This window comes from Terriglobia bacterium, from assembly GCA_036496425.1.
In the GTDB taxonomy this organism is placed as follows: Bacteria; Acidobacteriota; Terriglobia; order 20CM-2-55-15; family 20CM-2-55-15; genus 20CM-2-55-15.
This window is the reverse complement of the sequence record DASXLG010000337.1, coordinates 1-26,426: the sequence shown is the minus strand read 5'-3', so window position 1 is coordinate 26,426 and position 26,426 is coordinate 1. Positions and strand designations below refer to the sequence as shown.

20 protein-coding genes are annotated in these 26,426 nt (G+C 59.8%); 13 read left to right on the top strand and 7 right to left on the bottom strand.

Annotated elements, in window-relative coordinates; all coding sequences use genetic code 11:
- A partial coding sequence (locus VGK48_24440) for a hypothetical protein (protein HEY2384337.1) occupies nt 1-852 on the bottom strand: 852 nt, incomplete at its 3' end.
- Here VGK48_24440 and VGK48_24435 point away from each other — a divergent pair.
- Nucleotides 839-4,795 (top strand): NHL repeat-containing protein, encoded by a 3,957-nt coding sequence (locus VGK48_24435; GenBank protein ID HEY2384336.1) that lies wholly within the window; start codon nt 839-841, stop codon nt 4,793-4,795. The genes VGK48_24440 and VGK48_24435 overlap by 14 nt on opposite strands.
- Here the strand turns inward: VGK48_24435 and VGK48_24430 are convergent.
- Nucleotides 4,789-5,871 carry a sulfotransferase domain-containing protein gene (locus tag VGK48_24430; protein ID HEY2384335.1) on the bottom strand — a complete coding sequence of 361 codons (1,083 nt, stop codon included), beginning with the start codon at nt 5,869-5,871 and terminating at the stop codon, nt 4,789-4,791. The genes VGK48_24435 and VGK48_24430 overlap by 7 nt on opposite strands.
- Before the next feature lie 249 nt (nt 5,872-6,120).
- On the opposite strand from VGK48_24430, the gene VGK48_24425 reads away from it, so the two are divergent.
- On the top strand, nt 6,121-6,660 hold the full coding sequence (locus VGK48_24425) for a Uma2 family endonuclease (protein ID HEY2384334.1): 540 nt from the start codon (nt 6,121-6,123) through the stop codon (nt 6,658-6,660).
- 31 nt (nt 6,661-6,691) lie between these two features.
- On the opposite strand, the gene VGK48_24420 is transcribed toward VGK48_24425, so the two are convergent.
- Nucleotides 6,692-7,567: an NAD-dependent epimerase/dehydratase family protein gene (locus tag VGK48_24420; GenBank protein HEY2384333.1), complete on the bottom strand. Its 876-nt coding sequence runs from the start codon at nt 7,565-7,567 to the stop codon at nt 6,692-6,694.
- Between the two features lie 481 nt (nt 7,568-8,048).
- Between VGK48_24420 and VGK48_24415 the strand changes: the two genes are divergently transcribed.
- Genes VGK48_24415 through VGK48_24405 form a run of 3 tightly spaced genes read left to right on the top strand, consistent with a single transcriptional unit; the run spans nt 8,049 to nt 11,682 of the window.
- Nucleotides 8,049-10,193, top strand: a complete 2,145-nt coding sequence (locus tag VGK48_24415) for a hypothetical protein (protein ID HEY2384332.1) — start codon at nt 8,049-8,051, stop codon at nt 10,191-10,193.
- Nucleotides 10,190-10,711 (top strand): hypothetical protein, encoded by a 522-nt coding sequence (locus tag VGK48_24410; protein HEY2384331.1) that lies wholly within the window; start codon nt 10,190-10,192, stop codon nt 10,709-10,711. Before VGK48_24415 ends, VGK48_24410 begins: the two co-directional genes overlap by 4 nt.
- Nucleotides 10,708-11,682: a matrixin family metalloprotease gene (locus VGK48_24405; protein HEY2384330.1), complete on the top strand. Its 975-nt coding sequence runs from the start codon at nt 10,708-10,710 to the stop codon at nt 11,680-11,682. Before VGK48_24410 ends, VGK48_24405 begins: the two co-directional genes overlap by 4 nt.
- A gap of 514 nt (nt 11,683-12,196) precedes the next feature.
- Here VGK48_24405 and VGK48_24400 read toward each other — a convergent pair.
- Nucleotides 12,197-12,985 (bottom strand): CpsB/CapC family capsule biosynthesis tyrosine phosphatase, encoded by a 789-nt coding sequence (locus VGK48_24400; protein HEY2384329.1) that lies wholly within the window; start codon nt 12,983-12,985, stop codon nt 12,197-12,199.
- A 61-nt stretch (nt 12,986-13,046) separates the two neighbouring features.
- Between VGK48_24400 and VGK48_24395 the strand changes: the two genes are divergently transcribed.
- Complete coding sequence (locus VGK48_24395) at nt 13,047-13,406, top strand: endonuclease domain-containing protein (protein HEY2384328.1); 360 nt, start codon at nt 13,047-13,049, stop codon at nt 13,404-13,406.
- Between the two features lie 410 nt (nt 13,407-13,816).
- On the opposite strand, the gene VGK48_24390 is transcribed toward VGK48_24395, so the two are convergent.
- The 3 genes from VGK48_24390 to VGK48_24380 are packed head-to-tail and all read right to left on the bottom strand — an operon-like array spanning nt 13,817 to nt 16,968.
- Entirely contained in the window at nt 13,817-15,055 is a 1,239-nt protein-coding gene (locus VGK48_24390) for a tetratricopeptide repeat protein (GenBank protein HEY2384327.1), read from the bottom strand.
- Nucleotides 15,031-16,146: a citrate synthase gene (locus VGK48_24385; protein HEY2384326.1), complete on the bottom strand. Its 1,116-nt coding sequence runs from the start codon at nt 16,144-16,146 to the stop codon at nt 15,031-15,033. Before VGK48_24385 ends, VGK48_24390 begins: the two co-directional genes overlap by 25 nt.
- A 48-nt stretch (nt 16,147-16,194) precedes the next feature.
- Nucleotides 16,195-16,968: an SAM-dependent chlorinase/fluorinase gene (locus VGK48_24380; protein HEY2384325.1), complete on the bottom strand. Its 774-nt coding sequence runs from the start codon at nt 16,966-16,968 to the stop codon at nt 16,195-16,197.
- Nucleotides 16,969-16,987: 19 nt separating this feature from the next.
- Between VGK48_24380 and VGK48_24375 the strand changes: the two genes are divergently transcribed.
- From VGK48_24375 to VGK48_24345, 7 genes are all read left to right on the top strand, one after another.
- Complete coding sequence (locus VGK48_24375) at nt 16,988-18,151, top strand: cysteine desulfurase family protein (GenBank protein ID HEY2384324.1); 1,164 nt, start codon at nt 16,988-16,990, stop codon at nt 18,149-18,151.
- Between the two features lie 524 nt (nt 18,152-18,675).
- On the top strand, nt 18,676-19,038 hold the full coding sequence (locus VGK48_24370; protein HEY2384323.1) for an iron-sulfur cluster assembly scaffold protein: 363 nt from the start codon (nt 18,676-18,678) through the stop codon (nt 19,036-19,038).
- A 10-nt stretch (nt 19,039-19,048) separates the two neighbouring features.
- Nucleotides 19,049-20,083, top strand: coding sequence for a tRNA 2-thiouridine(34) synthase MnmA (mnmA, locus tag VGK48_24365; protein HEY2384322.1), 1,035 nt, complete (start codon nt 19,049-19,051; stop codon nt 20,081-20,083).
- Nucleotides 20,084-20,098: 15 nt separating this feature from the next.
- Nucleotides 20,099-20,710 (top strand): hypothetical protein, encoded by a 612-nt coding sequence (locus tag VGK48_24360; GenBank protein HEY2384321.1) that lies wholly within the window; start codon nt 20,099-20,101, stop codon nt 20,708-20,710.
- Nucleotides 20,711-21,109: 399 nt separating this feature from the next.
- The gene (locus tag VGK48_24355) at nt 21,110-22,198 is read left to right on the top strand and encodes a class I SAM-dependent RNA methyltransferase (GenBank protein HEY2384320.1); all 1,089 of its coding nucleotides are present in this window, start codon (nt 21,110-21,112) and stop codon (nt 22,196-22,198) included.
- Between the two features lie 97 nt (nt 22,199-22,295).
- Nucleotides 22,296-24,584, top strand: a complete 2,289-nt coding sequence (locus VGK48_24350; protein ID HEY2384319.1) for a ComEC/Rec2 family competence protein — start codon at nt 22,296-22,298, stop codon at nt 24,582-24,584.
- A 57-nt stretch (nt 24,585-24,641) separates the two neighbouring features.
- Complete coding sequence (locus VGK48_24345; protein ID HEY2384318.1) at nt 24,642-26,345, top strand: LysM peptidoglycan-binding domain-containing protein; 1,704 nt, start codon at nt 24,642-24,644, stop codon at nt 26,343-26,345.
- The last annotated feature ends 81 nt before the right edge of the window (nt 26,346-26,426 follow it).

The following is a 26,426-nucleotide window of genomic DNA, read 5'->3' as shown; positions in this document are numbered from 1 at the left end:
GACGGCTTCCACAGGGCTGCATGGCGCTACGGTGACCACACCGAATGGAACATCCAATCGATTTAGCGGTTTCACAATCAATCCCAGCACCCCGGCCATTTCGTCGTTGAGCGTTTCGTCCGGGGCACAGGGGAGCGTGATTCCCGCGACCATCACCGGATCAAACCTGAGCGGAGTAACCTCGGTGGCCTTTAGCGGGCCCGGGGTTTTCGCCACAATTTCGGGAACTGCAACGGCCACAAGTCTGCCGGTAACGATTTCGATTTCCGCCAATGCACCTGTTGGTGCGCAGAGCCTCGTCGTCACCACGCCGGATGAGATTTCAGCGGCTTTCAACGGGTTTTCGGTTTCGGCGGCAAGTGCCCCGACAGTCACCGCGATCAGTCCGGCAGAGGCAATCCCCGGCACAACGATTCCAGTCACAATTACCGGCCTGAATCTCGCCGGTGCCACGGCAGTTACGTTCAGCGGAACAGGTGTGACGGGTGTGGTTGCGGGTGTTCCAACGAGCACGAGAGTGCAGGTTAGCGTCACGGTTGCAACCGGAGCCGCAACTGGGGTGCGCACAATAACTTTGACCACACCGGCTGGGACGTCCAGTCCTTTCAGCGGGTTCAACGTCCAGCAAGCCAACCCCATCTCTGTGAAGTCGATTTCACCCTCCTCTGTTGCGCAAGGCGCGGCATTCACTGCAACCGTCTCCGGAACGAGTCTCACCGGAGCTTCAGCAGTTCTTTTCAGCGGAAACGGCGTAACAGCGGTTGTTTCCGCAGTAAGCAGCGCGACGAGCATTGTTATCCATGGAACCGTGGACGCGACAGCTCCGACAGGTGTTCGTATGATGACTGTCATGACGCCGGCCGGCAATTCCGATACATTCAGCGGATTGCTGGTCACATCCGCTCCAAGACCGAGCATCATTACTACTGTTCTTGGGACGGGCCTTGCGGGTTACAGCGGGGATGGTTACAACGCTGCGAATCTTTCCTCGCCTTTTGGCGTTGCAACCGACAGCGGCGGAAACATCTTTATTGCGGACAGCGTCGGCAATCGCGTTCGAAAACTCACACCCAACCTTCAGATCAGCACCGTAGCCGGCACGGGCGCTGCCGGCGGCACAGGAGACGGGGCGGCTGCAACTCTGGCGACACTCAATGCCCCGGAGCGTGTGGCTGTCGACCCGTTGGGTAACCTGTTCATTGCCGATGCGGGCAACAATCGCATTCGCAAGGTGACTCCAGGGGGCGTGATCAGCACGGTCGCTGGCAATGGAATGGCCACCTTTGGCGGTGACGGCGGATCTGCAACAAGCGCGAGCCTGAACTCCCCGAGCAACGTCACGATCGATTCCGGCGGAAATCTTTTCATCGCCGATACGAAGAATAATCGCATCCGAAAGGTAAGCACGGACGGATCGATAACTACTGTCGCGGGCACAGGCGATGCAGGGTTCGGCGGAGACGGCGGATCTCCACTGAATGCACAACTTTCTCAGCCGTCCGCCGTGGCGGTGGATGGAAGCGGCAATCTCTTTATCGCCGATTTCTTCAACAATCGAATTCGCGAAGCGACTGCAGCGGGCACCATCATTACGGTCGCCGGAACAGGCGCGGCCGCCTACAGCGGCGACGGCGGTCCCGCGGCATCTGCGCAACTCAGCGGCCCGATTGACGTCAAGCTGGATGCGGCCGGAAACCTTTTCATTGCCGATTTCCGGAATGGCGTCGTTCGTGAAGTCAACTCGGCTGGAATCATCACCACGGTCGCAGGAAATGGGTCTGCCGGATCCGCCGGGGATGGCGGGCCGGCTGCATCAGCTCAACTCAACGGTCCGGCGGGTCTGGCGATCACCCCTGCAGGCGAGCTGGTGATCGCCGATCGCGACAACAATCGTGTGCGCAAGGTCAATGCTGCGGGGATCATTACACCGTTAGCGGGCAGCGGCGTACCTGGATTCGATGGAGATGGCCCGGCTGCGCTTTTTGCGCAAATCAACTTGCCCGCCGGCCTTGCCGTCGATGGCGCCGGTAATCTTTTAGTCGCGGATGCTCAGAATGCCCGGGTCCGTAAGCTCACGCCGGTCGAGGTTGTCACATCTGTTGCGGGCAACGGGATTCCGGGATTTTCGGGCGATGGCGGCCCAGCGCTGTCCGCCCAACTGAAAGATCCATTCGCTGTGGCTATCGACGGGCAAGGAAATATTTTTGCTGCGGACAGCTTAAATAACCGTATCCGCGAGATTACTTCAGGCGGCGTGATTTCTACTGTCGCAGGCAGCGGAAACAGCGGATTTTCGGGCGACGGCGGCCCCGCGTCCATCGCACAAATGAACGTGCCATCCGCAGTTGCCGTCGACACATCCGGAAACATTTACGTCGCCGATGATAATCGTGTTCGGATCATCAGGCCCGGCGGCACGATCAGCACTCTGGCCGGCACCGGCATCGCGGGCTTCGGAGGCGATGGCGGACCGGCCGTTTCCGCCATGCTGAACAGCCCGGCGGGCATAGCTATCGACAATTCTGGAAATGTATTCATCGCCGACAGCCAGAACAATCGAATCCGTAAAGTCAGCCCGGGGGGTGTCATCAGTACTTTGGCCGGTACCGGAGCCGCCGACTACGGCGGAGATGATGGTCCTGCAACTTTGGCTCCCCTGAACCATCCCGGGAGCGTTGCCGTTGACGCGTCCGGAAATGTGTTCATTGCCGGCAACAGCGGGCGGGTGCGAATGGTGAACCAGCTTGGAATCATCACCACCGTTGCGGGCAACGGGATGTTTGGATTCAGCGGCGATGGCGGTCAGGCGACTTCAGCCGGGATATCGCCGGCAGCAATTGCCATCGATGGCAGCGGGAACCTTTACATCGGCGAGACGAATAATCGCGTCCGCAAAGTCGTCTTCACGACCGATCCGAGCCTGCCCTCCGTGATGGGCATTTCACCATTTTCAGGAGCCCAGGGGATGATGCTCTCCGCCACCATCAGCGGTTCTTCGCTGTCGAACGCGACGGCTGTTTCATTCAGCGGAACAGGTGTTACAGCATCGATAGGAGCCGGTGGCACGGACCAGAGCCTGCCCGTGACGATCACCATCGCAGCCGATGCGGTGCCTGGGCTCCGCACCATTGAAGTCACTACCCCGGCCGGAACGTCTGAGGCATTCAGCGGTTTCACTGTCACGAATGCCGTTTTGCTCGCGGCGATTACCGGCATCACACCGAACAGGGGAATCGTCGGCACATCTGTATCGGCTGTCATCAGCGGAACGTCGTTGACTTCCGCTTCTGCCGTCAGCTTCAGCGGAACAGGTGTTTCGGCGGCAATCGATGCGGGCGGGACCGATGAGAGCCTGCCTGTCATCATTACTATCGGGGCAGGCGCCCCCCTGGGCCCGCAGCTCTTGACGGTGATGACGCCAGGTGGGACGTCAGCCGCGTTCAATGGTTTCATCGTCGCCAGGCCCGCCATAACAGGAATCTCACCGTCAATCGGCACTCAAGGATTTTCCGTAACCGCCGTTATCACCGGATCTAGCTTGACCGGCGTCACCTCTGTAGGTTTCAGTGGAACCGGCGTAAGCGCAACGATCATGCCGGGAGCGACCGACACCAGTATTCCCGTCCTCATAACAGTAGCGGCAGCGGCGCCGACGGGCGTCAGGACTGTTACGGTAACGACCACAAACTCGAGCACCACTCCATTCAGCGGTTTCACGGCGGCGCCGCTTGGGCCGTCCGGCGTGATATTCACTTTTGCCGGGGATGGTACGACGGATTTCAAGGGAGACGGCGGTCCGGCAACAGCGGCAGGCCTTTACGGACCTAACGGTGTTGCCGCAGATGCCGCGGGAAACGTTTACATCGCAGATACAAACCATGAGCGAATTCGCAAGGTCAGTCCTGGCGGCATCATCAATACAGTCGCAGGTAATGGGTCCTATGGTTTCAGCGGCGACGGCGGCCAGGCCACTGCGGCGACTGTTACCAGTCCGACGGCCGCTGCACAGGATAATGCAGGCAATTTGTTCATATCTGATCACGACAATAACCGCATCCGCATAGTCACATCGAACGGCATCATCAACACGTTCGCTGGAAATGGCGCATCCAACTTCAATGGCGACGGCGGCCAGGCCACTCTTGCCCAGATCAGTTCCCCCGTAAGCGTGGCAACCGACGCGGCGGGTAATGTTTACATAGCCGACTCGCAGAATCATCGCATCCGCAAGGTGACCGCGGGAGGAATCATCACAACCGTCGCGGGTAACGGCACTGCCGCGTTCAGTGGCGACGGCGGACAGGCGGCGGCTGCCAGCCTCTATTCGCCCACCGGCGTCACTGTCGATGGTTCCGGAAACATTTTCATCGCCGATTATGGAAACCGGCGAATTCGCAAAGTAACTCCGAACGGCATCATAACCACTGTGGCGGGGTCGGGAAACTACGGTTCCGGCGGCGATGGCCGCCTGGCGACGCAGGCGCAATTGGAAACGCCGATCAGTGTGGCCGTCGATCAGGCGGGCAATATCTTTATTGCAGACAGTGGCTCCAACCGTGTTCGCAAAGTCGACTCGATGGGAACAATCTCAACAATAGCAGGTGAGGGCGACATCGACTCACTTGGCGATGGCGGACCCGCGATTAATTCTTCATTGCTGCCTGCCGGTCTCGCCGTCGATCCAAGCGGCAACCTGCTGATCGCCGACTTCAACCATAACCGCGTCCGGAAAATCTTCTTCACGGTTCCTCCCGTCGTCGCAAAACGGCGCGGCGGTCAGGTAACCAGTCAATAGTCTGTTGTCTTGCGTGCCCAGGCCTCGATCCGTATCCGCACCTCCTCCGGCACATCCAGGCGCCGCTCCCCGCTGCCGCTGACGAAGAGCTTCGCGGAAGGCTGGAAAAGGTGCGGCGGCTGCATCTCGAAATTGTCCTGGTGTTCCTGCATGTATTTGAAGCCCGTCTTGTAGACGGCGTTCTCGAGCTCCGGTCCGGTCAGCAGCGGCAGATCGAGGAAGGCGGCGACGCGTTGGATGATCGCGGGCAGGCCGTTTATTGAGGCTGCGCGCTGCCGCGCTTGCGCTTCGCCTTGCATCTCCTCGAAGGTCACGAATAGGACGTTAGGTTCCTTTCGCGCGCGATCGCGCCATCCGTTCAGGTGGTCGGTCCAGGTTCCCCACCACATCAGGTCCGGCGACGTGAACCATTCTTCGAACTGCGGAAGGCCGGGGGTCATCGCTCCGAGGTTCGTGGCGAGAAAATCGATACAACTGGCGAAGCAGGCGGCGGGGTGGCGCCCGACGTAAATGTAGCGGGAGGCGGGGCTGAAGGGGCAGAGCCGGACCGGCAGGTGTGTCTTGATGAGGCGTGAGGGCCGGTCGATGCCCAGCAGCGGCGCCTGCTCGATCGGGACGCTGCGGCGGCCTTCGAGCCACGGCGAGACGGCGTACAGTTCGCGGCCGGTCTCGACCAGATCGCCGTTTCCCCGGTAAAGAACCTGGTAGACGATGTGCTGCATCCAGGTCGTGCCGCAGCGCATCTGCGTCACGACAAAGACGTCTTCCGGACGGGGCAGGTAGGCTTCGGCCTTTGCGAAGGTTTCCAGGCTGCAGCTTCCGGTAGGCGCCGAGATGCCTTTGTACACGATTCGCGCCTTGCGGAAGTCCAGCTTGCCGCTCCGGGTGTTGAGCCAGAGGATCGGGCGGAGAATCGCGGCGTGGAACCGGAGCCGGCGCTTGAAGCGATCCCGTCCGGCTGCCGGGAGCCCATAGTAATTCAAGCCTGTGGTTCGGTCGTCCGACCATTTCAGGACGATCGACAGGTGGATCACCTGAATCACAAACACGCCGAGAATCGCCAGGAGCCAAATCATTCAGAGAAGAAGTTAGCCGCCAATTGCGCAATTCCGCCAATGAATTCGCGGAGTTAGCGGAATTTCCCGCGAACTCTTTCTCCTTTTCGCGAAGTCGGCGATATCCAGGACAAAGTTATCGGCGTTTCGCCGGATTAGATTTTCCAAGTTGTTGTAGATTGGGCTCCGCCGAAAGGCCGCAAGAGTGCCTGCTGTTCGCCAAGGACGGGCCGGTCAGCGGCGACGCGCTATACTTTGAGTGATCGCCTTATGAAAAACACAGTAATTTGGGTTTCAGTGGATGAATACCTGAACACCAGCTACAAACCGGACATGGATTACGTGGACGGCGTTCTCGTGAGGCGGAATGTGGGTACGCAACAGCATGGCTCATTGCAAGCAATACTTTGTATCTACTTTGGACAATTTCGGAAAACGCACCGCATTCGAGTATTCCCCGAGACCAGGCTTCTGGTCGACAGTGCAGCCCGGCGCTACAGGGTTCCGGATCTCCTCATCCTGGGAGTTCCCTACACAAAAGGACGAGTTGTCGTCGATCCACCCGCCGTCATCGTGGAGATCAAATCTCCTGAGGATACCTTCGACGACATTGTCGACAGGTGTTTCGATTACCAAAGAATCGCTGTGCCGAATATCGTCGTCATGGATCCTGAAAACAGACGAGCATGGACTTTCGTAGGGGGCAGCCTCGAAATCATCGCGTTGTCCGCTATCGACTTAACGCTGCCCGGCAGCATCACATTGAATTTCCCGGTATCTCAACTGTTCGCCGAAATCGACGAAGACTGATTTAGCCTGCAGGCACGAATGTCAGAAGAACTTACTTTATAGAGCCTCGGACGCGGCGAATGTAATCCATGACGTCGAGCGTCGGCGCCCAGCCGAGCTCGTCGCGGGCTTTAGCGGGATCATTTTCCGACTCGGCGCGACCGGGGTATCCCTCGATCATTTCAATCTTCCCGCCGAAGGCTTCGGCGATTTCGAGCACGGAATAACTTTTGGTGGTGCCGAGGGTATAGCCGTCGCCGTGTCCTTTTTCGCCGGCCAGGAGGATGCCGCGGGCGAGGTCTTTCACGTAGGTGAAGGCACGGCGCTGGGTCCCGGGCCGGACGACTGTGAGGGGTTCGCCGAGACGGTGGCTGCGCTCGAAGCCGGCAATCAGCGTGGCATATTTGCCGCCGGCGGTTTCACGCGGGCCAAACGCGTTGTAGAAGTAGCAGATCGCGTAGGGCAGATCGTACCAGCGGCCATAGTCGTTGATGAGATCGACGTTGACGGACTTGGTGAACGAGTACGGGTTCTGGTGGCGGCCGTCGCCTTCGATCGCGAACCGGGTGCTCGAGGCCGAGTAGACCAGCTTGCGGACCTTGCGGTGGCGGCAGAATTCGGCGACAGCGAAGGTCCCGGCGATGTTCATGTCGTAGACCTGGGCGACGTCGTCGAAAGACGGCGCGATGCGGGCGTACTCGCCGAGGTGGTAGACCATATCCGGCGTTTCGGGGACCAGGGTTGAGATGTCCTTGGTGTGGCCGCGGCGGTACTCCGCGCCGGGGATGTGGTTGGCCTCACGGCCGGTGAAATAGTTGTCGAGGGCGATCACGCGGGGGGCGGGCCGGGAGGAGAGCAGGAGCTCGATCAGGTGCGAGCCGACGTGGCCGGCGCCGCCGGTGACGAGGATGGTGGGGACATTGGACACCTGGGGATAGTAGCAAGGAGCGCGCTGCGCGCGGACATCTATAAAAGGGAGACGGGCGCTTTAAGGAGAGACAGGCGCCATTCCCCGCCTTTTCAAGGCGGGGTGGCTGCGCGCATCAAAGTTTCCCAGATCGCGCGCAGACGGGGCGGTTAGGAAATTCCATCAACAAATAAGGTGCGCTGCGCGGTTCGTAACTAACCACCCCGTCCTCGCGTTCTAACGACATTTGATCGCTCGGGCACCCCTCCTTGAAAACGGAGGGGAATGGGCACGGCTCTATCTCATAGCCCCGCCCACGCTCGCGGTTTAGTAAACAAGGTCGCCCGCCAGGGCGCTCCTCCTTGAAATGCCCGCGCCGCGCCCTTTCCGGGTCTCAAACCCGCCCGGCGCGCGCTCATTTGTGCCCCCCTCCAAAGTTCTATTGGACCGGAAAATGGCACGGCGTTACCATAGCCCCGCTATTTTTGCGCATGGAGGCTGAGTGCGAATCAGGAGTGTATTCTTTCTTTTGTTGCTGGCGGCGATTCCCTTCCCCGGGTATAGCCAGTCGGCGTCGACCCCGTTTTCTCTAGTGGATAAGAGTGCGATTTCGACCAAAACGGACGGAACCGCAGCCAGCGTCGGGTATGGGCGGATACTGCCGGCTTCAGGCCAGACGACGCCGTCGGGTGTTGCCATCTATGGTTATACGCCGGCGAATGTCCTGGTCGGCGAAGCGGGAGTTCCGGCGTCGCCGCTGATCAAAAACGGAAGGATTTATGCCGAAGTCGGACCGAACGGGTTCACGGGCGCCGGTACGGATATCGGCCTGGCGATTGCGAATCCGGGCACGACGGACGCTGCGATCAGTTACACCTTTACCAATACCAGCGGGGTCGATGTCGGGAGCGGCGCCTTTCCTCTGGCGGCCGGCGCACAGAGCGCGTCGTACCTGGAGCAGTCGAACTGGAACGTTCCGCTGAATTTCCAGGGGACGTTCTCATTCAGCTCGAACGTGCCGATCTCGGTTGTTGCTTTGCAGCAGTACACCAACGCTCGCGGCGAAGGGTTGTTCACCACGCTGCCGGTACTCGACCTGGACCCGGGCTTCACCCCATCGACATCGCCTGCCGTTCTGGCGCAATTCGCCGACGGCGCCGGCTGGACGACATCGGTTCTGCTGGTGAATCCAACGAACAATACAATCACGGGAACCATTCAGTTTCTGACCGGGTCCACCGGGGCACCGCTCAGCCTGACGGCGAACGGCACGACGGCCACGTCATTCAGTTACAGTATCCCGTCGCATACTTCGTATAAGTTGTCGACTGTGGGAACCAACGCCTCCAGTATCCAGCCGGCGACAGGCTCGGTCGTGGTGACTCCGGCATCCGGTTCGGTTACCCCGTTTTCGCTTGGGGTATTTTCTTTCGGGACAAACACCATTATTACCCAGGCCGGCGTTCCTTCGAGTCTCGGCACCACCTTTCGGACTTATGTGGAAGCGACGACAAGCTTCGGAAATCCCGGGTCGTACTCCACCGGATTCGCGGTGGCGAATGCATCCTCAACCGCAGGCTCGATAACGCTCGATCTGTTCACGCCGGACGGGAACTCGACGACGTATTCCGCAACGCTGCCGATCGTCGCCAATGGGCAGTTCGCGAAATTCCTGACCGATGTCTTTCCGACCCTGACGCTGCCCTTCCAGGGCATCCTGCGGATCCGAACGTCGACGCCTCAGATCTCGGTTGTTTCGCTCCGCATCCGTTTCAACGAGCGGGCCGGCGAATTCCTGGAAACCACGACGCCGGCGACCGAAGAAAACGGAACGCCGCCCACGGGTGAATATGACTTTCCGCAGATCGCGGACGGCTTTGGCTTCAAGACGCAGTTCATCCTGTTCAGCGGATATAAAGGACAAGCCACCGCCGGCACCTTGTCGTTCGTGCGTCCGAGTGGTCAACCGCTTCCACTGAACCAGACATCCACGATTACTGGCGCGCCGGTCACGCTGACGTCGATCCTGCCGACGACGGCGGCGGTAGGAGGATCCATCACGCTGAACGGAACCGGATTTACGGCGAGCAGCGTGATCAACTTCAGTTCGAGTTCTGGAACCACACCGGCGACGCCGGCGAGCCAGACCTCGACGTCGTTGACCGCGGTGGTGCCGGCGAATGCAATCACCGGGCCGGTGTTTGTGAGCAACGGATCGCAGTCCTCGGCGTCCATTATTCTTCAGGTGACGGCGGCGGGCGGATCGTCGGTCGCGACGCCTCTGACGGTCAGTTCCGGAGCGATCACGACCGGAGCCGACATTTTCGTGCCGGCGCCGGCGGGAACCCTGAGCTTTACCGCCATCGGCACGACGAGCGCGGGTTTCGCCTATTCGCAGCCGGTCGCGCTGACCAAAGGAACCGCCACGCAGGTCTTCATTATCGGCGGCAATTTCTCGGCGTCGACGATCATTTCCGCATCGGGGCCGGGAGATGTCACGATCAGCGGCTTTACCTTCTTGAGCTCGACCCAGCTGGAATTCACCATTACGGCGTCGTCGAGCGCGGCGGCCGGGCCGAGGACTTTAATAGCGACGAATCCGAACGGCGACATATCGACTTTGACAGGAGGAATGATCATCCAATGAGCCGCAAACTGATCCAACTCGTGATGATCGCCGCACTGATGGCGGCGCCCGCTTTCGCGACGACGGTAATGAAGATGGAGTTGCAGGAACTGGTCTCCAAATCCGATGCCATCGTGCAGGGCACCGTCGAATCCGTCGACATGCGGTGGGAAAACCAATCGATTTATACCTACACGTCGATCCGCGTCGACGAAGGCATGAAAGGCGGGCCGCGCCGCACGATTCTGTTGCGGCATCCGGGCGGGAAGGTCGGATCGCTGCATCTCGACGTTCCGGGAATGCCGGTGTTCAAACCGGGCGACCAGGTGATCGTGTTTGCCCGCGACCGTAAGGACGGGACCTTCGATCTCGTCGGCCTCGGCCAGGGCAAGTACGACATCGTCAACAGTTTCGCCATCACCAACTCGGCAGGCGTGCGAATGCTGGATCCGCAAACCGGACAATTCTCCGAAGCAGGACCGGTGGACCGCAAACCGCTCGACAGTTTCAAGGCGCAGATCCGGGGGTTGCTGAAATGAAGATGAAGAAGATTTACGGCCTGTTAGCGGTGGCATTGATATTGACGACAATCGTGGCCGTCCGGCCGCTGCGCGCCTACTGGACACAAAAAATCCTGGCTACGGACGGGGTAACCATCCTTAATTCCCGTTGGGACAGCAGCACTTTCCCGGTGTCGTGGCAGTTGGACCCCACGCAGGGAACCAACCTGACGGGGTCGCGGACGTTGGGTTCGGTTTTGGCCTCCGCTTTTGGGGCGTGGACGACTGCCGTCGGGACTGTTTCCGCGACGCAGGGCGCGAATGCGATGGCGGGCACCGCGGTAGACAAATTTGACGGCGTCAACCTCATTACGACCAACCCCGGTTCGACGGTTCTGCCGGTAAACGTTCTGGCCCTAACCTACCCGTTCGCGTTCGATACGCCGGGGCCGGATGGCGTGGGCCGAACCGTCAAGTTCGCCGGAGAAATCATGGAATCCGACATAGCATTCAGCAGCGCGTTTCCGTTCTCGCTGAACCCGACGCCGGGAGCCAACCAAGTTGATCTTCAGGGTGTTGCGACACATGAAATCGGACACTTCTTCGGGATGGATCATGCAACCAACACGTCGTCCACGATGTTCTGGACGACCGCGCTGGGATTCATGTACCAGCGGAATCCTTCGACCGACGATATCGCCGGGATGTCCACACTGTATCCGCCCGCGACGTTTGCCCAGATGGGAACGCTGACGGGGCAGGTAAAAACGACGTCCGGGACACCCGTGTTCGGAGCGATCGTGGTGGCGGTGAATGCGAGCGGCCAGCCGGCCGCGAGCACGCTGAGCGACCCCTCGGGGTTGTATACGATTCAGGGCCTGCCGGCGGGGTCGTATACGGTGTATGCAGAGCCGCTGAACGGACGTATCGGCGTGGCAAATATCTATACGCTGACACCGATCTACCCGAGCGCGACGGTGAATACGTCGTTTACGACGCGGTATCACTAAAAGGAGCGCGCGAAGGGTCGTTTGAGAACGGAACTGGGCTCTGCGCGGGCATTTCAATACGGAGCGCCCTAGCGGGCGGACCTTTCACTAAACTGCGAACCGGTAAGAGGCCGGCTATAAGGAAGAGATGGGCCCATTCCCCTCCGTTTTCAAGGAGGGGTGGACGCGCGATCAACAAAAGCTGCGAAGCCTCCTTAACCGCGCGGACGGGCGCGAAGCGCGAGCCCGATAGGGCGAAGCAATGATAGTGGTTAGTAACGAACCGCGCAGCGCACCTTATTTTGTTGATGGAAGTTACTAACCACCCCGTCTGCGCCGCTAAGGAACGAGACCATTTAGTTAATGGCGCAGCCACCCCGCCTTGGAAAGGCGGGGAATGGGGCCGTCTCACACCTGTGCCGGCCTCTTGAGGCCTCCAGTTTAGTAGAAGGATGCGCGCAGCAGCGCGCCACCTTTTTGAGATGCCCGCGCAGCATCATGTGCAGGTCTCTCACCCTCCCCGTGCGCGCTCCTTTTAAAAAAAACGCGAAAAGAACGACTTCTTCTTGTCCCGCGTCCCGTTCCCGAACGGGATCACCGGCTCCACATGCAGCGCTTCCCCGTTGATCACCGCCCGAGGGTTCGCCTCGACCAATGCCGCCGCCTTCTGCTCCCCGATCAACAGCGCCGCCGCATCTCTCCCCCGGCTCAGGATCGGCGGACGGCTCTTCGTCCGATGCGTATCCGTCGCGAGGAAGTGCACGCAGTTGTGCCGCAGCAATTTCTCCGCCGTCGCGTGCGCGATCGGGCCGAACTCGCCGGTCACCGACATCGCCGTTACCTGAATGAAAACTCCCCGCTCGACGTACTGCGCCACGATCGCGGGGTTCGCCTGAATCTGTCCGTTGCGCTCCGGATGAACCAGGATCGGCCGGACGCCCTGCAGCAGCAGCTTATAGAACAGCTCGTCGGCGCCGATGGGGACGGTCAGCTGGGGAAACTCGACCAGCATGTAATTCCGCTGGTTGATCTTCGTCACGCGGTTGTTGCGCGCCTGCTCCGCGATTTCGTGGGAGACGTGGACTTCATTGCCGGGAAGGATCTTCAGCCCCTTTGGATCGTTGATGGCTTCATTGAGGGCGGCAACCCGTTCGAGGATTTCGGAGGGCTCGGGATTGCCGGAGAGCCCGTTGTACATGTGGGGCGTGGAGACCATGTACTCGATGCCGTCATCGACTGCAATGCGCGCCATCTCGACGGCCTCTTCAAGCGAACGCGCGCCGTCGTCGATGTCGGGGAGAATGTGGGAGTGGATGTCGATCACAGAGGAAGCATAGCACGGAGGCGCAGTGGTATTTGGTCCGTGGCTTGCTCGGGGCAGGGTTGTGAGTCCGGTGAAAGTGAACCATCCATCAAAGAAGAAGTTCCGGAAATGCCTGCGGAATGAGTCGACGGCGGCGGAAGCGGTGCTCTGGAAGTGTCTTCAGCGACGGCAACTGCTGGGGTGCAAGTTCCGGCGGCAAATCAGCATAGATTGCTACATTGTCGACTTTTATTGTCCCGAGAAAAAGCTGGTGATCGAGCTCGATGGCGATGCGCATTTTTCGCCCACAGTCGATGTGTATGAGGAGCGAAGGACAAAGTTTCTGGAGGCTCAAGGCTTGAAGGTGATCCGATTTGAGAATGTGGAGTTGAAGGAGAATCTGGACTGGGTGCTGGAGAGGATTAAGAGCTATTTGGAATGAGGAGCGCGCTCGAGGTGGTGTGAGAGCCGAACAGCGCCTGAAGAGGCGGCTATAAAAGAGAGGCGGGCCCATTCCCCTCCGTTTTCAAGGAGGGGTGCCCGAGCGATCAAATATCGTTAGAAACGCGAGGGCGGGGTGGTTAGTAACGAACCGCGTAGCGCTCCTTATTTGTTGATGGAACTTACTAACCGCCCCGTCTGCGCCGCTAAGGAACGAGACCATTTTATTGATGGCGCAGCCACCCCGCCTTGGAAAGGCGGGGAATGGGACTCGCTCAATTCAGGACGGTCATCTCGGGCAAGCCGTTTAGTAGAAGGATGCGCGCAACAGCGCGCCACCTTATTGAAACGGTCGCGCAGCACCATGTGCAGGTCTCACACCCACCCCGCGCGCGCTCCTTCCCCCCGCGCCTACTTCACCTCGAACGCGTCCAGCCACACCTTCCCCTTCAGCATGTTATCGAACTTCTTCGAGGGCACCCGTCTGAGCCTGACGGTCATCAGGTCCGAGCTGGCCGTAAATGGAATCGTGAACTGCTGCCAGTAGGTTGTGCCGATCTGTTTCTCCGAGGCCTGGCCGTCGACCTCGACGAACATCCCTTCATTGGTGGAGATCGCTTCCGTCTTCATCCAGAACGACAGGCGATACTCCTTGCCCTTCGACACGGGAATCCAGTGTGCCAGCCCCGCGTAATCGACATTCTCCGTTCCGTCGAATGTCACGAGCCACGAGGCCAGCCCGTCTTTGGCGGTGGTCGTATCCCTCCGCGCTTCGGCGTGGTCGTTCGTAGCGAATCTCCAATCGAATCCCCCGTTGAGCGGATCGGTCTCGAACGACTCATTAAAGAGCAACGACGGCGGCGTCCCGGGATAGGAAAACGCATCCCAAGCCTCATGCGGCTTTCCTAATCCGACCAGATAATCGATGTAGCTGAACCTCTCCTGCGGTTTCGTCTCGAACGTCTTCAGCTTCGTCCAGGCGATGGCCGCGCCGCGTTCGCTTTTCTGTCCGATGAAGTAGTTGAGGGCGGTGAGGTCCGCGTCTTTGGAGTTCGGGACATCGGTGGACATAATGCGATCGGGGTCCTCGTAGAATCTCCACACCAGATCGAGGACCTGCGTGAGATACGTGACATCCAGGTCCGCGGTCCTCCGCAGCTCGTAATCCGCCGACTTGAGGTCATTCAACCGTATATAGAGGTTGGCGGCGGCCCAGTGCGTCTGGGCGTAATTCGGATCGCGCTCGAGGGCCATCTTCATTGCGTTGCGGGCTTTGTCCGGATTTCCCTGCTGCTCGTAGAATTTGGACAGTTCCTTCCAGTGTTCGGCGCGATACGGATTCAGTTCGACGGCTTTCTCGTACTCCTCTCCGGCGCGCTGGATATTCAGATTCTGGGTCGAGTAGTTGTAGAGCTGCGCGAGGATGAAGTGGTAATCGGCGTTTTTCGGATCGTACCGGGTGGCAAGTTCGTAGATGCCGGGATCGGGCGGCTTGTTGCGGGTGATCCAGGCAGCGAGGAAGAGCCACCATGTGCGGTAGATGAGCGTGCCGCAGGCGACCAGGACCAGCGTGATCGCGATGATCTTGCGCGGCCAGGTATCGATCTGGATTTCCCAGTCTTTGATCAGCGGGTGTGGAGTGGCGCCCATTTTAAATCCGGCGCCGGGCCCGTGTACTCGGCTCGAGGCCGGATCAGCCGGTTGTTCGAATATTGTTCGAGGACATGGGCCGTCCAGCCGGACATGCGGCTCACGGCAAAGAACGGCGTGAACAGGTCGATGGGCATTCCGCTGACGTAGTACGTACTGGCGGAATAGAAGTCGACGTTCGGGTTGAGTTTCTTTTCCGCCTTCACGAGTTCTTCGATCCGCGCCGACATCTGGTACCACTTGGCCTGGCCGGCGCGCTCGCAGGCTTCCTTCGACATGCGGCGGAGGTGCGTGGCGCGGGGATCTTCGGTGTGGTAGACGCGATGGCCGAAGCCCATGATCTTTTTCTTCTGCGCAAAGAGATTGCGAACGTAGTCGTCGACGCGCGCCGGATCGTTGATGTCGAGCAGCATGCGCATAACGGCTTCGTTGGCACCGCCGTGGAGGGGTCCTTTCAGCGCGCCGATACCGGACGTGACAGCCGAGTAAATGTCGCTCAGGGTCGCGGCGGTGACGCGGGCGGCAAAGGTCGAGGCGTTCCATTCGTGGTCGGCGTGAAGGATGAGCGCGATGTCGAGGGCCTTCGTGATCGTTTCGTTCGGCGGCGCGCCGTTCAGCATGTAGGCGAAGTTGCCGGCGTGGCTGAGGTCGGAACGGGGCGGCACGACGTCGTTACCGCTGCGGATACGGTGGAAGGCGGTGACAATGGTCGCGGTCTGCGCCGTAAGCTTGATGGCCTTGCGCAGATTGGCTTCGGGCGACATGTCTTCGGCTTCAGGGTCGTACATCGAGAGCGTCGACGTGGCCGTGCGCAACACTTCCATCGGAAGCGCTTTTTTGGGCATGGCCTTCATCGCGTCGATCACCTGCGGCGGGATGGCGCGGTTGGCGGCCATTTTTTTGCTTGTGTCGGCGAGCTCGGCGGCATTCGGAAGGCGGCCGAACCAGAGCAGGTGGCAGGTCTCTTCGAATGTCGAGTTGGTGGCAAGCTCGTGAATGTTATATCCGCGATACGCGAGGATGCCCTTCATCCCATCGATGTAGCAAATCCCGGATTCCCCTGCGATGATGTCTTCTAGACCAGCCTTCATTTGTGTGAGATCCTCTGCGGCAAATTACGCAAATTACGCGAATAGATTCTAGTGATTTAGCAAACCACTTTCTACCTCGATTTCAGTGCCGCGTCCGACATTCAGCTTGTCGGCAGCCGATCCCTGATCGAGGGCGAGCTCGATGAAGCCGGCACTGCCTTCGATCGCGAAAAATTCGCCGGGCTCAGCATCCGAAAAACTCGAATAAAGACGGGTAATCGGCAAGCCGGCCACATGAATGGTGAACTCGGCGGCAAGATCCCTAAGGCGCAGGTTCGTGATGATGTTTCCGAACTTGTCGATGCGGAGGACGGTTCCTACGAGCCGGTCGCCTTTTGGCCGGGGTTTCGGGAGCGGCTTCTTCAGGAAATCGAGGATACGCGGCCCGGCCGAATCGATCGGAATGCCCTTCGACATATGCGCCGCGACGGGCGAGAAGATGTCGCGGCCATGGAACGTCTGGCTGACGGAGTCGAGGAAGAGGCTCCGGTTCGTGATGTGATGGACCTGGCTCGCCGGTTCGTAAACCGCCGAAAGCACGCCGTTGTCCGGCGCCACGAAAACGTGCCCGTGCGCCTGAGCGGCGATCGGCCGGCGAACCGACCCGACACCCGGATCGACCACAACCACGTGGATGGTGCCTTCCGGAAAATATTTAAAGGTGCTGTCGATCAGGAACGCGCCTTCAATGATGTCGTACGAGCGAACTTCGTGGCAGATATCCACGACCTGGGCCTCGGGCGCGATGCTGAGGATCACGCCTTTCATGATTCCCACGAAGGGATCGGACAGGCCGAAGTCGGTTGTGAGCGTTATAATCATTTATTAAGCGTGAAGAAACATGCGACGAGTCTATTTAGATAGTAACGCAACGACACCGATGCGGCCAGAGGTGGCGGCCGCGATGATGCCCGTGTTCACCGAGAGTTTCGGAAACGCGTCGTCGATCCACTGGTACGGCCAGATCGCGAAAGCGCTGATGGACGACGCGCGGAAACATGTTGCGAAGCTGATCGGGGCGGAGACCTCGGAGATCGTGTTCGTCAGCGGAGGGACCGAAGCGGACAACTTCGCGATCCGAGGGATTGCGGGTCTGAAGACGGGCGGGCACATCATCACGTCGAAAATCGAGCACCATGCCGTAATGCACACCTGCCGGGACTTGGAGAAGCAGGGCTTCGAGGTCACCTGGCTCGGGGTTTCACGCGACGGCGTCGTCGATCCGGACGCTGTGCGGAAGGCGCTGCGGCCGGATACGGTGCTGATCACGATCATGCACGCGAATAACGAGATTGGAACGGTGGAGCCGATCGCCGAGATCGGAAAGATCGCGGCGGAGGCGGATGTGTGGTTTCACTCGGACGGCGTGCAGTCGACGGGGAAGATTCCAGTGGATGTGAAGAAGCTGGGAGTGGACCTGTATTCGATGTCGGCCCACAAAATCCACGGACCGAAGGGCGTCGGCGCGTTGTTCGTGAAGAAAGGGACGACGCTGAAGCCGCTGCTGACGGGCGGCGGGCACGAGCGGAATCGGAGGTCGGGGACGGAGAATGTTGCCGGGATTGTCGGGTTTGGAGAGGCGGCGAAGTTGGCCGCTGCCGGCCTGGCGTCGGACGCCGGCCGGGTGCGAGGGATGCGAGACCGGCTGGAGCGCGAGCTCAAGGCGAGAATCGAGCTGATCCACGTGAATGCGGAGGACGTGGAGAGGATTCCGAATACCTCGAACATCATGGTGGACTTCGCGGAAGGCGAAGGGCTGGTGATCTCGCTGGATTTGAAAGGAGTCGCGGTGTCGACAGGCTCGGCGTGCTCGTCGGGAAGTCTCGAACCGTCGCATGTGCTGACCGCCATCGGGAAGACGCCGGATGAGGCGCACGGGAGTTTAAGGTTGAGCCTGAGCGGCATGACGGCGGAGGAGGATGTGGATTACGTGGTCGAAGTGCTGCCGGGGATTGTGGAGAGATTGAGGGAGCTGTCGCCGTATTACAAGAAGGAGCGCGCGTAGGGCCGGTGTGAGGCCGGACCGTGATGCTGCGCGAGCATCTCAATAAGGTGCGCGCCTACCTGAAGACCCAGCCTGAATTGAGCGAGATGCGGTGGAAGCGAGACGGCGCCATTCCCCGCCTTTCCAAGGCGGGGTGGCTGCGCGCATCAAAGTTTCTCAGATTCGCGCGCAGACGGGGCGGTTAGGAATTTCCATCAAACTCCCCGCCTGTCCGTTCAAAGCTCCGCGAAGCGGCTCCTTCAAAGTAAGGAGCGCTTCGCGGTTCTTTACCAACCGCCCCGCCCTCGCGTTCTAACGTTTTTTGATCGCTCGAGCACCCCGCCTTGGAAAGGCGGGGAATGGGCCCGTCTCGAATTATTAGCTCTCCAGCTGAGTTAGGCGGGCAGCTAAGGGCCGGACTCTTCGGCACGAAGTTTAGTAAAACGATGCGCGCTCCGCGCGCCACCTTATTGAAATGCCCGCGCAGCGCCATGCTCAGCTGTCAACCCCTTCCCGTGCGCGCTCCTTTTCCCTTACACTACCTTGTGCCCTATTCCGAGAAGCTGCTCGATTACTTCCAGAACCCGCGCTGTGTGGGCGAGCTCCACAACGCCGATGCCGTCGCCGAGGTGTCCAATCCTGTCTGCGGCGACGTCATGAGGCTATGGGTCAAGCTCGACGAGACTCATTCCCGCGTCGCCGACGCGAAATTCAAGGCACAGGGCTGCAGCGCCGCCATCGCGACCAGCTCGTATGCGACAGAAATGATCATCGGCCTGGATCTCGGCGCGGCCCGCGCCATCACCAAGGAGCAGATCGCGGACGCGCTCGGCGGCCTGCCCGGGTCCAAGATCCATTGCAGCGTGCTGGCCTCCGACGCGATCCAGAAAGTTTTGAAAGGATTCTAGGGGCGCACCCATGATTGCAGTAGCCATGAGCGGCGGCGTCGATTCTTCGGCGACCGCGGTCCTGCTGAAAGAGCGCGGCGAACAGATCGTCGGCCTGTCGATGCAGCTGTGGCGCGACAACGGCCGCTGCTGCTCGCTCGACGATCTCTGGGACGCTCGGCGGGTCGCGATGCAGCTGGGAATTCCCTACTACGTTCTGAATCTCGAGAAGGATTTCGAGGCCACCGTCGTGGCGCCGTTCGTCGCAACGTATCTGCGCGGCGAGACGCCGAGCCCGTGCATCCTTTGCAACAACTATGTGAAGTTTCACCACCTGGTCGAGAAGGCCGCCGGCATCGGAGCCGATCGCGTCGCGACCGGACACTATGCGCGGGTGAAGTTCGACAACGCAACGGGCCGATGGCTGTTGCTTCGCGGACGCGACCGCAAGAAGGACCAGTCCTATTTTCTGTTCGGGCTCACGCAGGAACAGCTTTCGAAGACGGTTTTCCCGCTAGGCGAGCTGACAAAGCCGGAAGTCCGCGAGATCGCACGGCGCGCCGGGCTGGCGACGTCGGAGAAGGCCGAGTCGCAGGAGATCTGCTTCGTGGAGGGACGGTCATATGCGGACTTCGTCGCGGAATACGCGGGAGAGCAGACGCCGGCCGCAGGCGAGATCGTCACGGAGAGGGGCGAGGTGGTCGGCCAGCACGGCGGGATTCACAAGTTCACGGTCGGGCAGAGAAAGGGACTCGTCGCGACGGGCAAGCCCCAGTACGTGGTGAAGATTGAGCCGGAACTGAATCGGGTGGTGATCGGAGAAGACCCGGTGAAGCGGAAGTTCGCCGTCCGCGATGTGAACTGGATCGCGGTGGATGGGCTGCGGGAGCCGCTCCGCTGCGAGGTCCAGATCCGGAATCGATTCGAGCCGAAGCCGGCGGTGGTGTCGGGCGTCGATGGAGAGGTGATGGTCGAATTCGACGAGCCGCAGCGCGCCGTCACGCCGGGACAGGGCGCCGTGTTCTATTGGGATGAGGTTGTGGTCGGCGGAGGCTGGATCAAATAATTCTGCGATTTCTAAATGCAAAATTATTCCAACTACTTTACCGAGATCGAAAGCTTCTACCAATCCAAACGCAAAAGCTGGACTTTGATCAGCACCCTGGATTTCGTTCTCATTGAGAACTGGAGCCAGCGGGGCGTGCCGCTGGAGACCGTGCTTCAGGGGATTGATCGCGCCTTCTCCCGCGCGAAGCGGGACATCACACACCTGGCATACTGCGTCAAGGCCGTGGAGGAGGTGCTGACCGAGCAGAAAGAACTCACAAGCGAAGCGCCGCGGCTGCCGGATTTTCAGGAGTCGGAGGTGACGGGGTACGTCGTGAAGCTCGCGGAAGAGGTTGGGAAGCTGGACGAAGGGATCGCGGCGAGCATCCGCGCGGTGGATGTGAGAGACCTGCGAGCGGCGGAACAGACACTGAGCGCGCTGGAAGAGAAGCTGATCGCAAAACTGAAGTTCACGGCGGATGATAAAACGATGGTGGAGGTGAAGCGGGAGGTGGATGGGGAGTTGAATCCGTTCCGCTCGACGATGACGGCCGCGCAGCTCATGATGCTGGAGCAGCAGATGTGGAGGAGGAAGCTGCTGGAGAGGTATAACGTGCCGAGGCTGAGTTTGTTTTATTTGATTTGAGGGGGAATCTGAAAAAGGAGCCGCTTTGCGGGAGCTTCTGTAAGGTGCAGTTTGAGGCAGACCATTCCCCTCCGTTTTCAAGGAGGGGTGCCCGAGGCATCAAATCGTTAGAAGCCGAGGGCGGGCGCGAAGCGCGAGCCCGGTAGGGCGAAGCAATAATAGTGGTTGGCAAAGAACCGCGAAGCGCACCTTGTTTGTTGATGGAATCTACTAACCGCCCCGTCTGCGCGCGATCTGGGAATCTTTGGTGCGCGCAGCCACCCCGCCTTGGAAAGGCGGGGAATGTTGATCGCTCAATTCAGGCAGGCCCTTCAGGCAAGCAGTTTAGTAATAAGGATACGCGCAACAGCGCGCGACCTTGTTGAAATGCCCGCGCGGGAAGCGCGCACCTTTTTCCTTATGCAGCTAACCATCGAAAAACTTGTCTACGGCGGTGACGGCCTGGCCCGCACCGATCAGGGGGTCGTGTTCGTTCCCCGCACGGCGATCGGCGACGTGGTCGAGGTTGAAATCACGGAGAAGAAGAAAGACTACTCCAGCGCACGCATCACCCGGCTGCTCGAGCCATCTCCCGACCGGCAGACCCCGACCTGCCCCAACTTCGAGACCGAAGGCTGTTGTCACTGGCAGCACATCCGGTATGCCAGACAGCTCGATTACAAAGAATCCATCATCCGCGAGACGTTGAAGCGCGTCGGCCATCTCGACTGGGACGGTGAGATCCATCGCATCACCGGTCCCGATCTCAACTATCGTCTTCGCGCAACGTTTCATGTGTTCGACCGCAAGCTCGGATTCGTCAATGGTCCGATTCAACAATGCGCATCGCTTGTGCCGGAGCTGAACGCGTTCATCCCCACCGTCGATGCGGGCGAAGCGGCAGAAGTTCAGGCGCTCAGCGCGCCTGAGGTGGTGGCGAGTTTCGTACTGCCTTCAGGGAATATCGAGCGATCCAGACGCGCGACCATCGAAGTGGACGGCTTCCACTATCGCGTGACGGCCGACACATTCTTCCAGGCGAATCGATTCCTGCTCGCGCCTTTCATCAAAGAGGTGGCGCAATACGCCGAAGGGCGTGTTCTCGAGCTCTATTCCGGCGTTGGATTTTTCACAATCCCGATGGCGCAGACCGCGAAAGAGGTCATTGCGATCGAATCGAATCGCGCGGCGGCGCGCCAGGCCCGGGACAATGCGGCGGCGAACAAGACGTGGTCGGTGCGGTTCGTCGAGGGGCAAGCCGATGCCACCCTTCGCGGGGCGGCGCTGGAGCCGGATGTGGTAGTCCTCGACCCTCCGCGAAGTGGATGTGGGCTCAAAGTGGCGGACCAAATCGCCGCCATGAAACCGAGGCGGGTGGTTTACATTTCATGTAATCCGGCGACTTTTGCACGGGAGGCGGCGAAGTTCGGGACGCTGAAGAAGCTGACCATGGTCGATCAGTTTCCCAACACGTATCACATCGAGCTTATTGGGGTTTTTGAAGCTTAACCGCAGATGACACAGATCACGCAGATAAATCCGTGTCATCCGCGTCATCTGCGGCTAGAATAGTGACGCCCTTTGCCACTGACGAAAGGCGAAAGCAGTGGCGATTCCCCTCCTGTTTGCGGTTCTCTGGTCGATTTTCCATTCCTGTCTCGAGCCACCTTTAGCGCTCCCGGATCCGGGCGACACCGCGGCCAGGGTCGTGGGTACGCTGACGCGCGCGCCGGAGTGGCGCGGCGAGGGCGTTTATTTGGATGTGCAATTGCAAAATGGTAGGGCACGTCTGACGGAGTTTCTCGAGGACCCGGAGCAACGCGCGTTGTTCGACGCGTTGGGTCTCGGCTCCGGCGACCGGGTAGAGATCGTGGTGAAGTTGCACCGTCCGGCCGTGTACCTTGATCCGGGGGTGTTCGACTATCGGCGCTATCTGGAGCGGCAAGGCATCTACTGGACCGGCACGATCCGGAACCCACGCCTTATAAAGGTTCTGGACCGGGGATGGCACGCGCCCGATCGGATCAAGCTTTGGATACAAGCCAGGTTGGCGGCGCCGTTTGCATCGAGGCCGGAGATCGCGGGCCTGGTTCTGGGAATGGTGCTGGGCCGGAAATACGGCCTGACGCCGGAGATTGAGCGGCAGTTTCAAGCGGGTGGTTTGTATCACCTGGTTGTGGTGTCGGGCTTCAATCTCGCTGTGATCGCGGGCACGGCCATGTGGCTGGCCCGTTTATTGCCATGGAAAAGACGAACGCGGCTCTTATTCGTTCTGGCATGCGCGCTGAGCTACGCCGCCCTGGCGGAAGGCGGAGCGCCGGTGGATCGCGCAGCGATTGCCGTAATGTTTGTAATCGCCGGCAAGTTGCTCGACCGCGGCTACGCGGCTTTCAACACGCTCGCCGGGACGGCCTTCTTCCTTTTATTGATCGATCCGAATTCGCTCGACGATCCGAGTTTTCAAATGACCTTCGCCGCGGTGCTCGCAGTGATGGGAATCGGCATGCCGGCCGGACGCTGGGTCTTCGGACGGCTGCGCGACGGGTTGAAGGATTTCAGCGACGCTTCGAAAGACTCCAACCTGCCGATCGAAGTGTCCGACTGGCGTGTCTCGAAGCGCGTCTGGTGCGAACTGCATGGCGTGCCGGCCTGGGTGGTGACGCTCCCTTACCGCTTTCTGCTGGTGACGGGCGAGGCGCTGATCGTCTCGCTCTCGGTCGAGATGGTTTTCACGGTGTTCATGGTGGAGTCATTTCATCGGCTGTCGCCGATCTCGCCGTTGATGAATCTCCCTGCGGGGATCATAACCGCGATCGTGACTCCGCTGGCGCTGCTGCTGGCTTTCCTCCCTGGGCCGGCGGCAGCGCTGACCGCATGGTTGGTGACGAACCTGCTCGATATTTTGTTAAAGACACTCGATCTGGCACTTCAGATTCCGTACGCGACGGTTCGTGTTCCGTCGCCGCCTGTCTGGGTCTGGATCTTGTACGGGCTGGCGGCGGCTATTCTTGTATTGGCTATCCACAAGCGGTGGAAGCGCTTATGTTGGCCGGGAATCGCCGGAGTCGTCGCGCTGCAACTCACCATGATGTTCGGGAATTTTCCGCCGGCGCCGCCCAAAGTCACGACGTTGACGTTTCTCGATGTGGGGCAGGGCGACGCGACGCTGATCGAATTCCCTTCCGGATACCGGATGCTGGTGGATGGCGGAGGCGTTGCAGCCGGACGCTTTCTCGACCTGCGGGACGAAAGCACATTCTCGGTCGGAGAGAGTGTCCTGTCGCCGTACCTGTTCTCGCGCGGCATCCGGAGGCTGGATGCGGTGGTTCTGACGCACGCGCACAACGATCACATGGACGGGTTGTTCAGCGTCATCGAGAACTTCAAGGTCAGCGAGATGTGGCTGGGACGCAATCCGATGATTCCGAGGTATAGGGAGTTGATCGAAGCGGTTCAGAAAAAGCAGATTCCGATCCGGTGGGTGACGGCGGGGCAGCAGGTCGGCCCCTTCACGGTGCTCCATCCTCCGGCGTCCTGGAGACCGAAAAAGAACGATCAGAACAACGATTCGGTGGTCCTGCTGTTAAAAGAGGGTGGGGCGTCGGCATTGCTGACCGGGGACATCGAAAAGAGCCTCCAGGTTCCCGATCGGGTCGACATTCTGAAGGTTCCGCACCACGGCAGCCGGGGCGTGCGGGTCCGCCCCTGGGCCGCGGTCCGGGTCATATCGGTGGGCGCGAACAACCCGTTCGGCCACCCGCACGAGTCCGCCTTGCCGGCACTTCGAACCGACCGGCTCGGGGCGATATCGGTGACTTTGGAAGGCCGGCCGCGGGTGAGTTTGACACCCGTGCGCTGCTCGTGTAAGCTGGCATTTCTTTTTGGAAGCCACTAAGTCACGAGACCTTAAAAATCTACGGATTAGTGGCTTTTGTGTTATGGGAGTGATTTATTGGGTGTAGCGAAAACAATCGGTGTCATCGGCGTCATCTGCGGCCTGACCGCCTGTAGCGTTCCTGCGCCGAAGGTAGTCAAAGTAACGCCGCCTGCCGCACCCAGGATTATTGAAGCGCATCCGGAGCCGGTGATGGCGGCGATTCCCTCGCAGCTTCCCGAAATCAACTTCAACGATCCGATCGAGCTGACCATCCTGGAAGCGCAAACCCGGTTCGAGAAGGGCGAAGGTCTTTATCAGCAAGGTTTTCTGAAGCGTGCTAAGGACGAGTTCAACGGCGCGATCGACCTGGTCCTGGACACCGCGGCGAGCTACCCGAAGGAGCCGAAGCTGCAGAAGGAGCTGATGGACCTGGTCGGCAAGGTCAATGCGATGGAACTGGCGGCCCTGCGCGAAGGCGACGGATTTACGGATCAATCGGACCAGCCGGCCGCCATCGATAACCTCGAGCATGTCGAAACCTTCCCCACCCTGATCGATCCCAGACTCAAGAAAACAGTTGAAGACGAAGTCAAAGAGATCTCGCACGACCTGCCAATCGAGATCAACGACCGGGTCCTGGGATTCCTGGATTACTACCAGAACGGCCGCGGGCATGGGGCGATGGAATTCGGCCTGGAGCGCATCGGCAAGTATCAGCCGATGATCGAACGCATCCTGAAAGAGGAAGGCGTACCGCTCGACCTAATTTACTTGTGCCAGGCGGAGAGCGCCTTCGAGCCGAGGGCAGTGTCCCGGGCGGCGGCGAAAGGCATGTGGCAATTCATCTCGTCGCGCGGCAAGGAATACGGGCTGCGGCAGACCTGGTGGATCGACGAGCGGTCGGATCCCGAGAAGTCCACCCGTGCGGCGGCCCGCCACTTGAAGGATCTGTATCAGATGTTCGGCGACTGGTATCTGGCCATGGCTGCGTACAACGCCGGCCCGGTGCGTGTCCAGCGCGCGCTCGACAAGACCGGGGCGGATAACTTCTGGACTCTGGCCGAAAAGAAAGCCCTGCCGAAAGAGACTATCAACTACGTTCCGAACATTCTGGCGCTGACGATCATCGGGAAGAACCCGGAGAAATACGGATTCATGGTTGTGTCGGCGCAGCCCGTCGAAACCGAGCGGGTTTCGGTGGACAAAGCCACGGATCTTCGGGTAATCGCCGAGGCCCTCGACATGCCGGTCGAAGAGCTGCGGAATTTGAACACGCACGTCCTGCGCTGGACGACGCCGCCGGATGACCCGGATTTTCAGTTGATCCTGCCAAAAGGCTACGCCGACAAATTCAACGAACAGATTTCCTCATTACCGGAAGCGAAGCGGGTCCTGTTCCGGGAGCACGTGGTCCGGAAGGGCGACACGTTAAGTATCATTGCCAGGAAATACGGCACCTCAACCTCTCAGCTCGTCCAGGCCAATGATCTCGGCAAGACCCCGGTTCTGAAAGTCGGCCATACGCTCATCATCCCGATGAGCGAAAGCACACCCCCGCAGCCCGTCAAGCAGGCCAAAGCGACGACGACGTCCGCAAGTACCCGTACATCAAGGTATTACACGATCCGGGCCGGGGACACTCTGGCCAAAATCGCGGCCCGCTTCAACACGAGCGTCGATAAGCTCAAGACCTGGAACCACCTTTCCACAACTCGCCTTGTCGTCGGGAAAAGGCTTATTATTGGGACAGCCGCCAATTCCACCGAGCCCGCTAACTGATTTGCGGAATTAGCGTCGTTGGCGGCCACAACCTTTTGGTTTTACGGGCGTCCAAATACCCGTAACCATGGAAGCTATATT

Coding starts and splice junctions, on each gene's coding strand:
- VGK48_24435 (HEY2384336.1), top strand. CDS start 839: ATGATGACTGTCATGACGCCGGCCGGCAATTCCGATACATTCAGCGGA.
- VGK48_24430 (HEY2384335.1), bottom strand. CDS start 5,871: ATGATTTGGCTCCTGGCGATTCTCGGCGTGTTTGTGATTCAGGTGATC.
- VGK48_24425 (HEY2384334.1), top strand. CDS start 6,121: ATGAAAAACACAGTAATTTGGGTTTCAGTGGATGAATACCTGAACACC.
- VGK48_24410 (HEY2384331.1), top strand. CDS start 10,190: ATGAGCCGCAAACTGATCCAACTCGTGATGATCGCCGCACTGATGGCG.
- VGK48_24405 (HEY2384330.1), top strand. CDS start 10,708: ATGAAGATGAAGAAGATTTACGGCCTGTTAGCGGTGGCATTGATATTG.
- VGK48_24390 (HEY2384327.1), bottom strand. CDS start 15,055: ATGGGCGCCACTCCACACCCGCTGATCAAAGACTGGGAAATCCAGATC.
- VGK48_24385 (HEY2384326.1), bottom strand. CDS start 16,146: ATGAAGGCTGGTCTAGAAGACATCATCGCAGGGGAATCCGGGATTTGC.
- VGK48_24380 (HEY2384325.1), bottom strand. CDS start 16,968: ATGATTATAACGCTCACAACCGACTTCGGCCTGTCCGATCCCTTCGTG.
- VGK48_24375 (HEY2384324.1), top strand. CDS start 16,988: ATGCGACGAGTCTATTTAGATAGTAACGCAACGACACCGATGCGGCCA.
- mnmA (HEY2384322.1), top strand. CDS start 19,049: ATGATTGCAGTAGCCATGAGCGGCGGCGTCGATTCTTCGGCGACCGCG.
- VGK48_24360 (HEY2384321.1), top strand. CDS start 20,099: ATGCAAAATTATTCCAACTACTTTACCGAGATCGAAAGCTTCTACCAA.
- VGK48_24355 (HEY2384320.1), top strand. CDS start 21,110: ATGCAGCTAACCATCGAAAAACTTGTCTACGGCGGTGACGGCCTGGCC.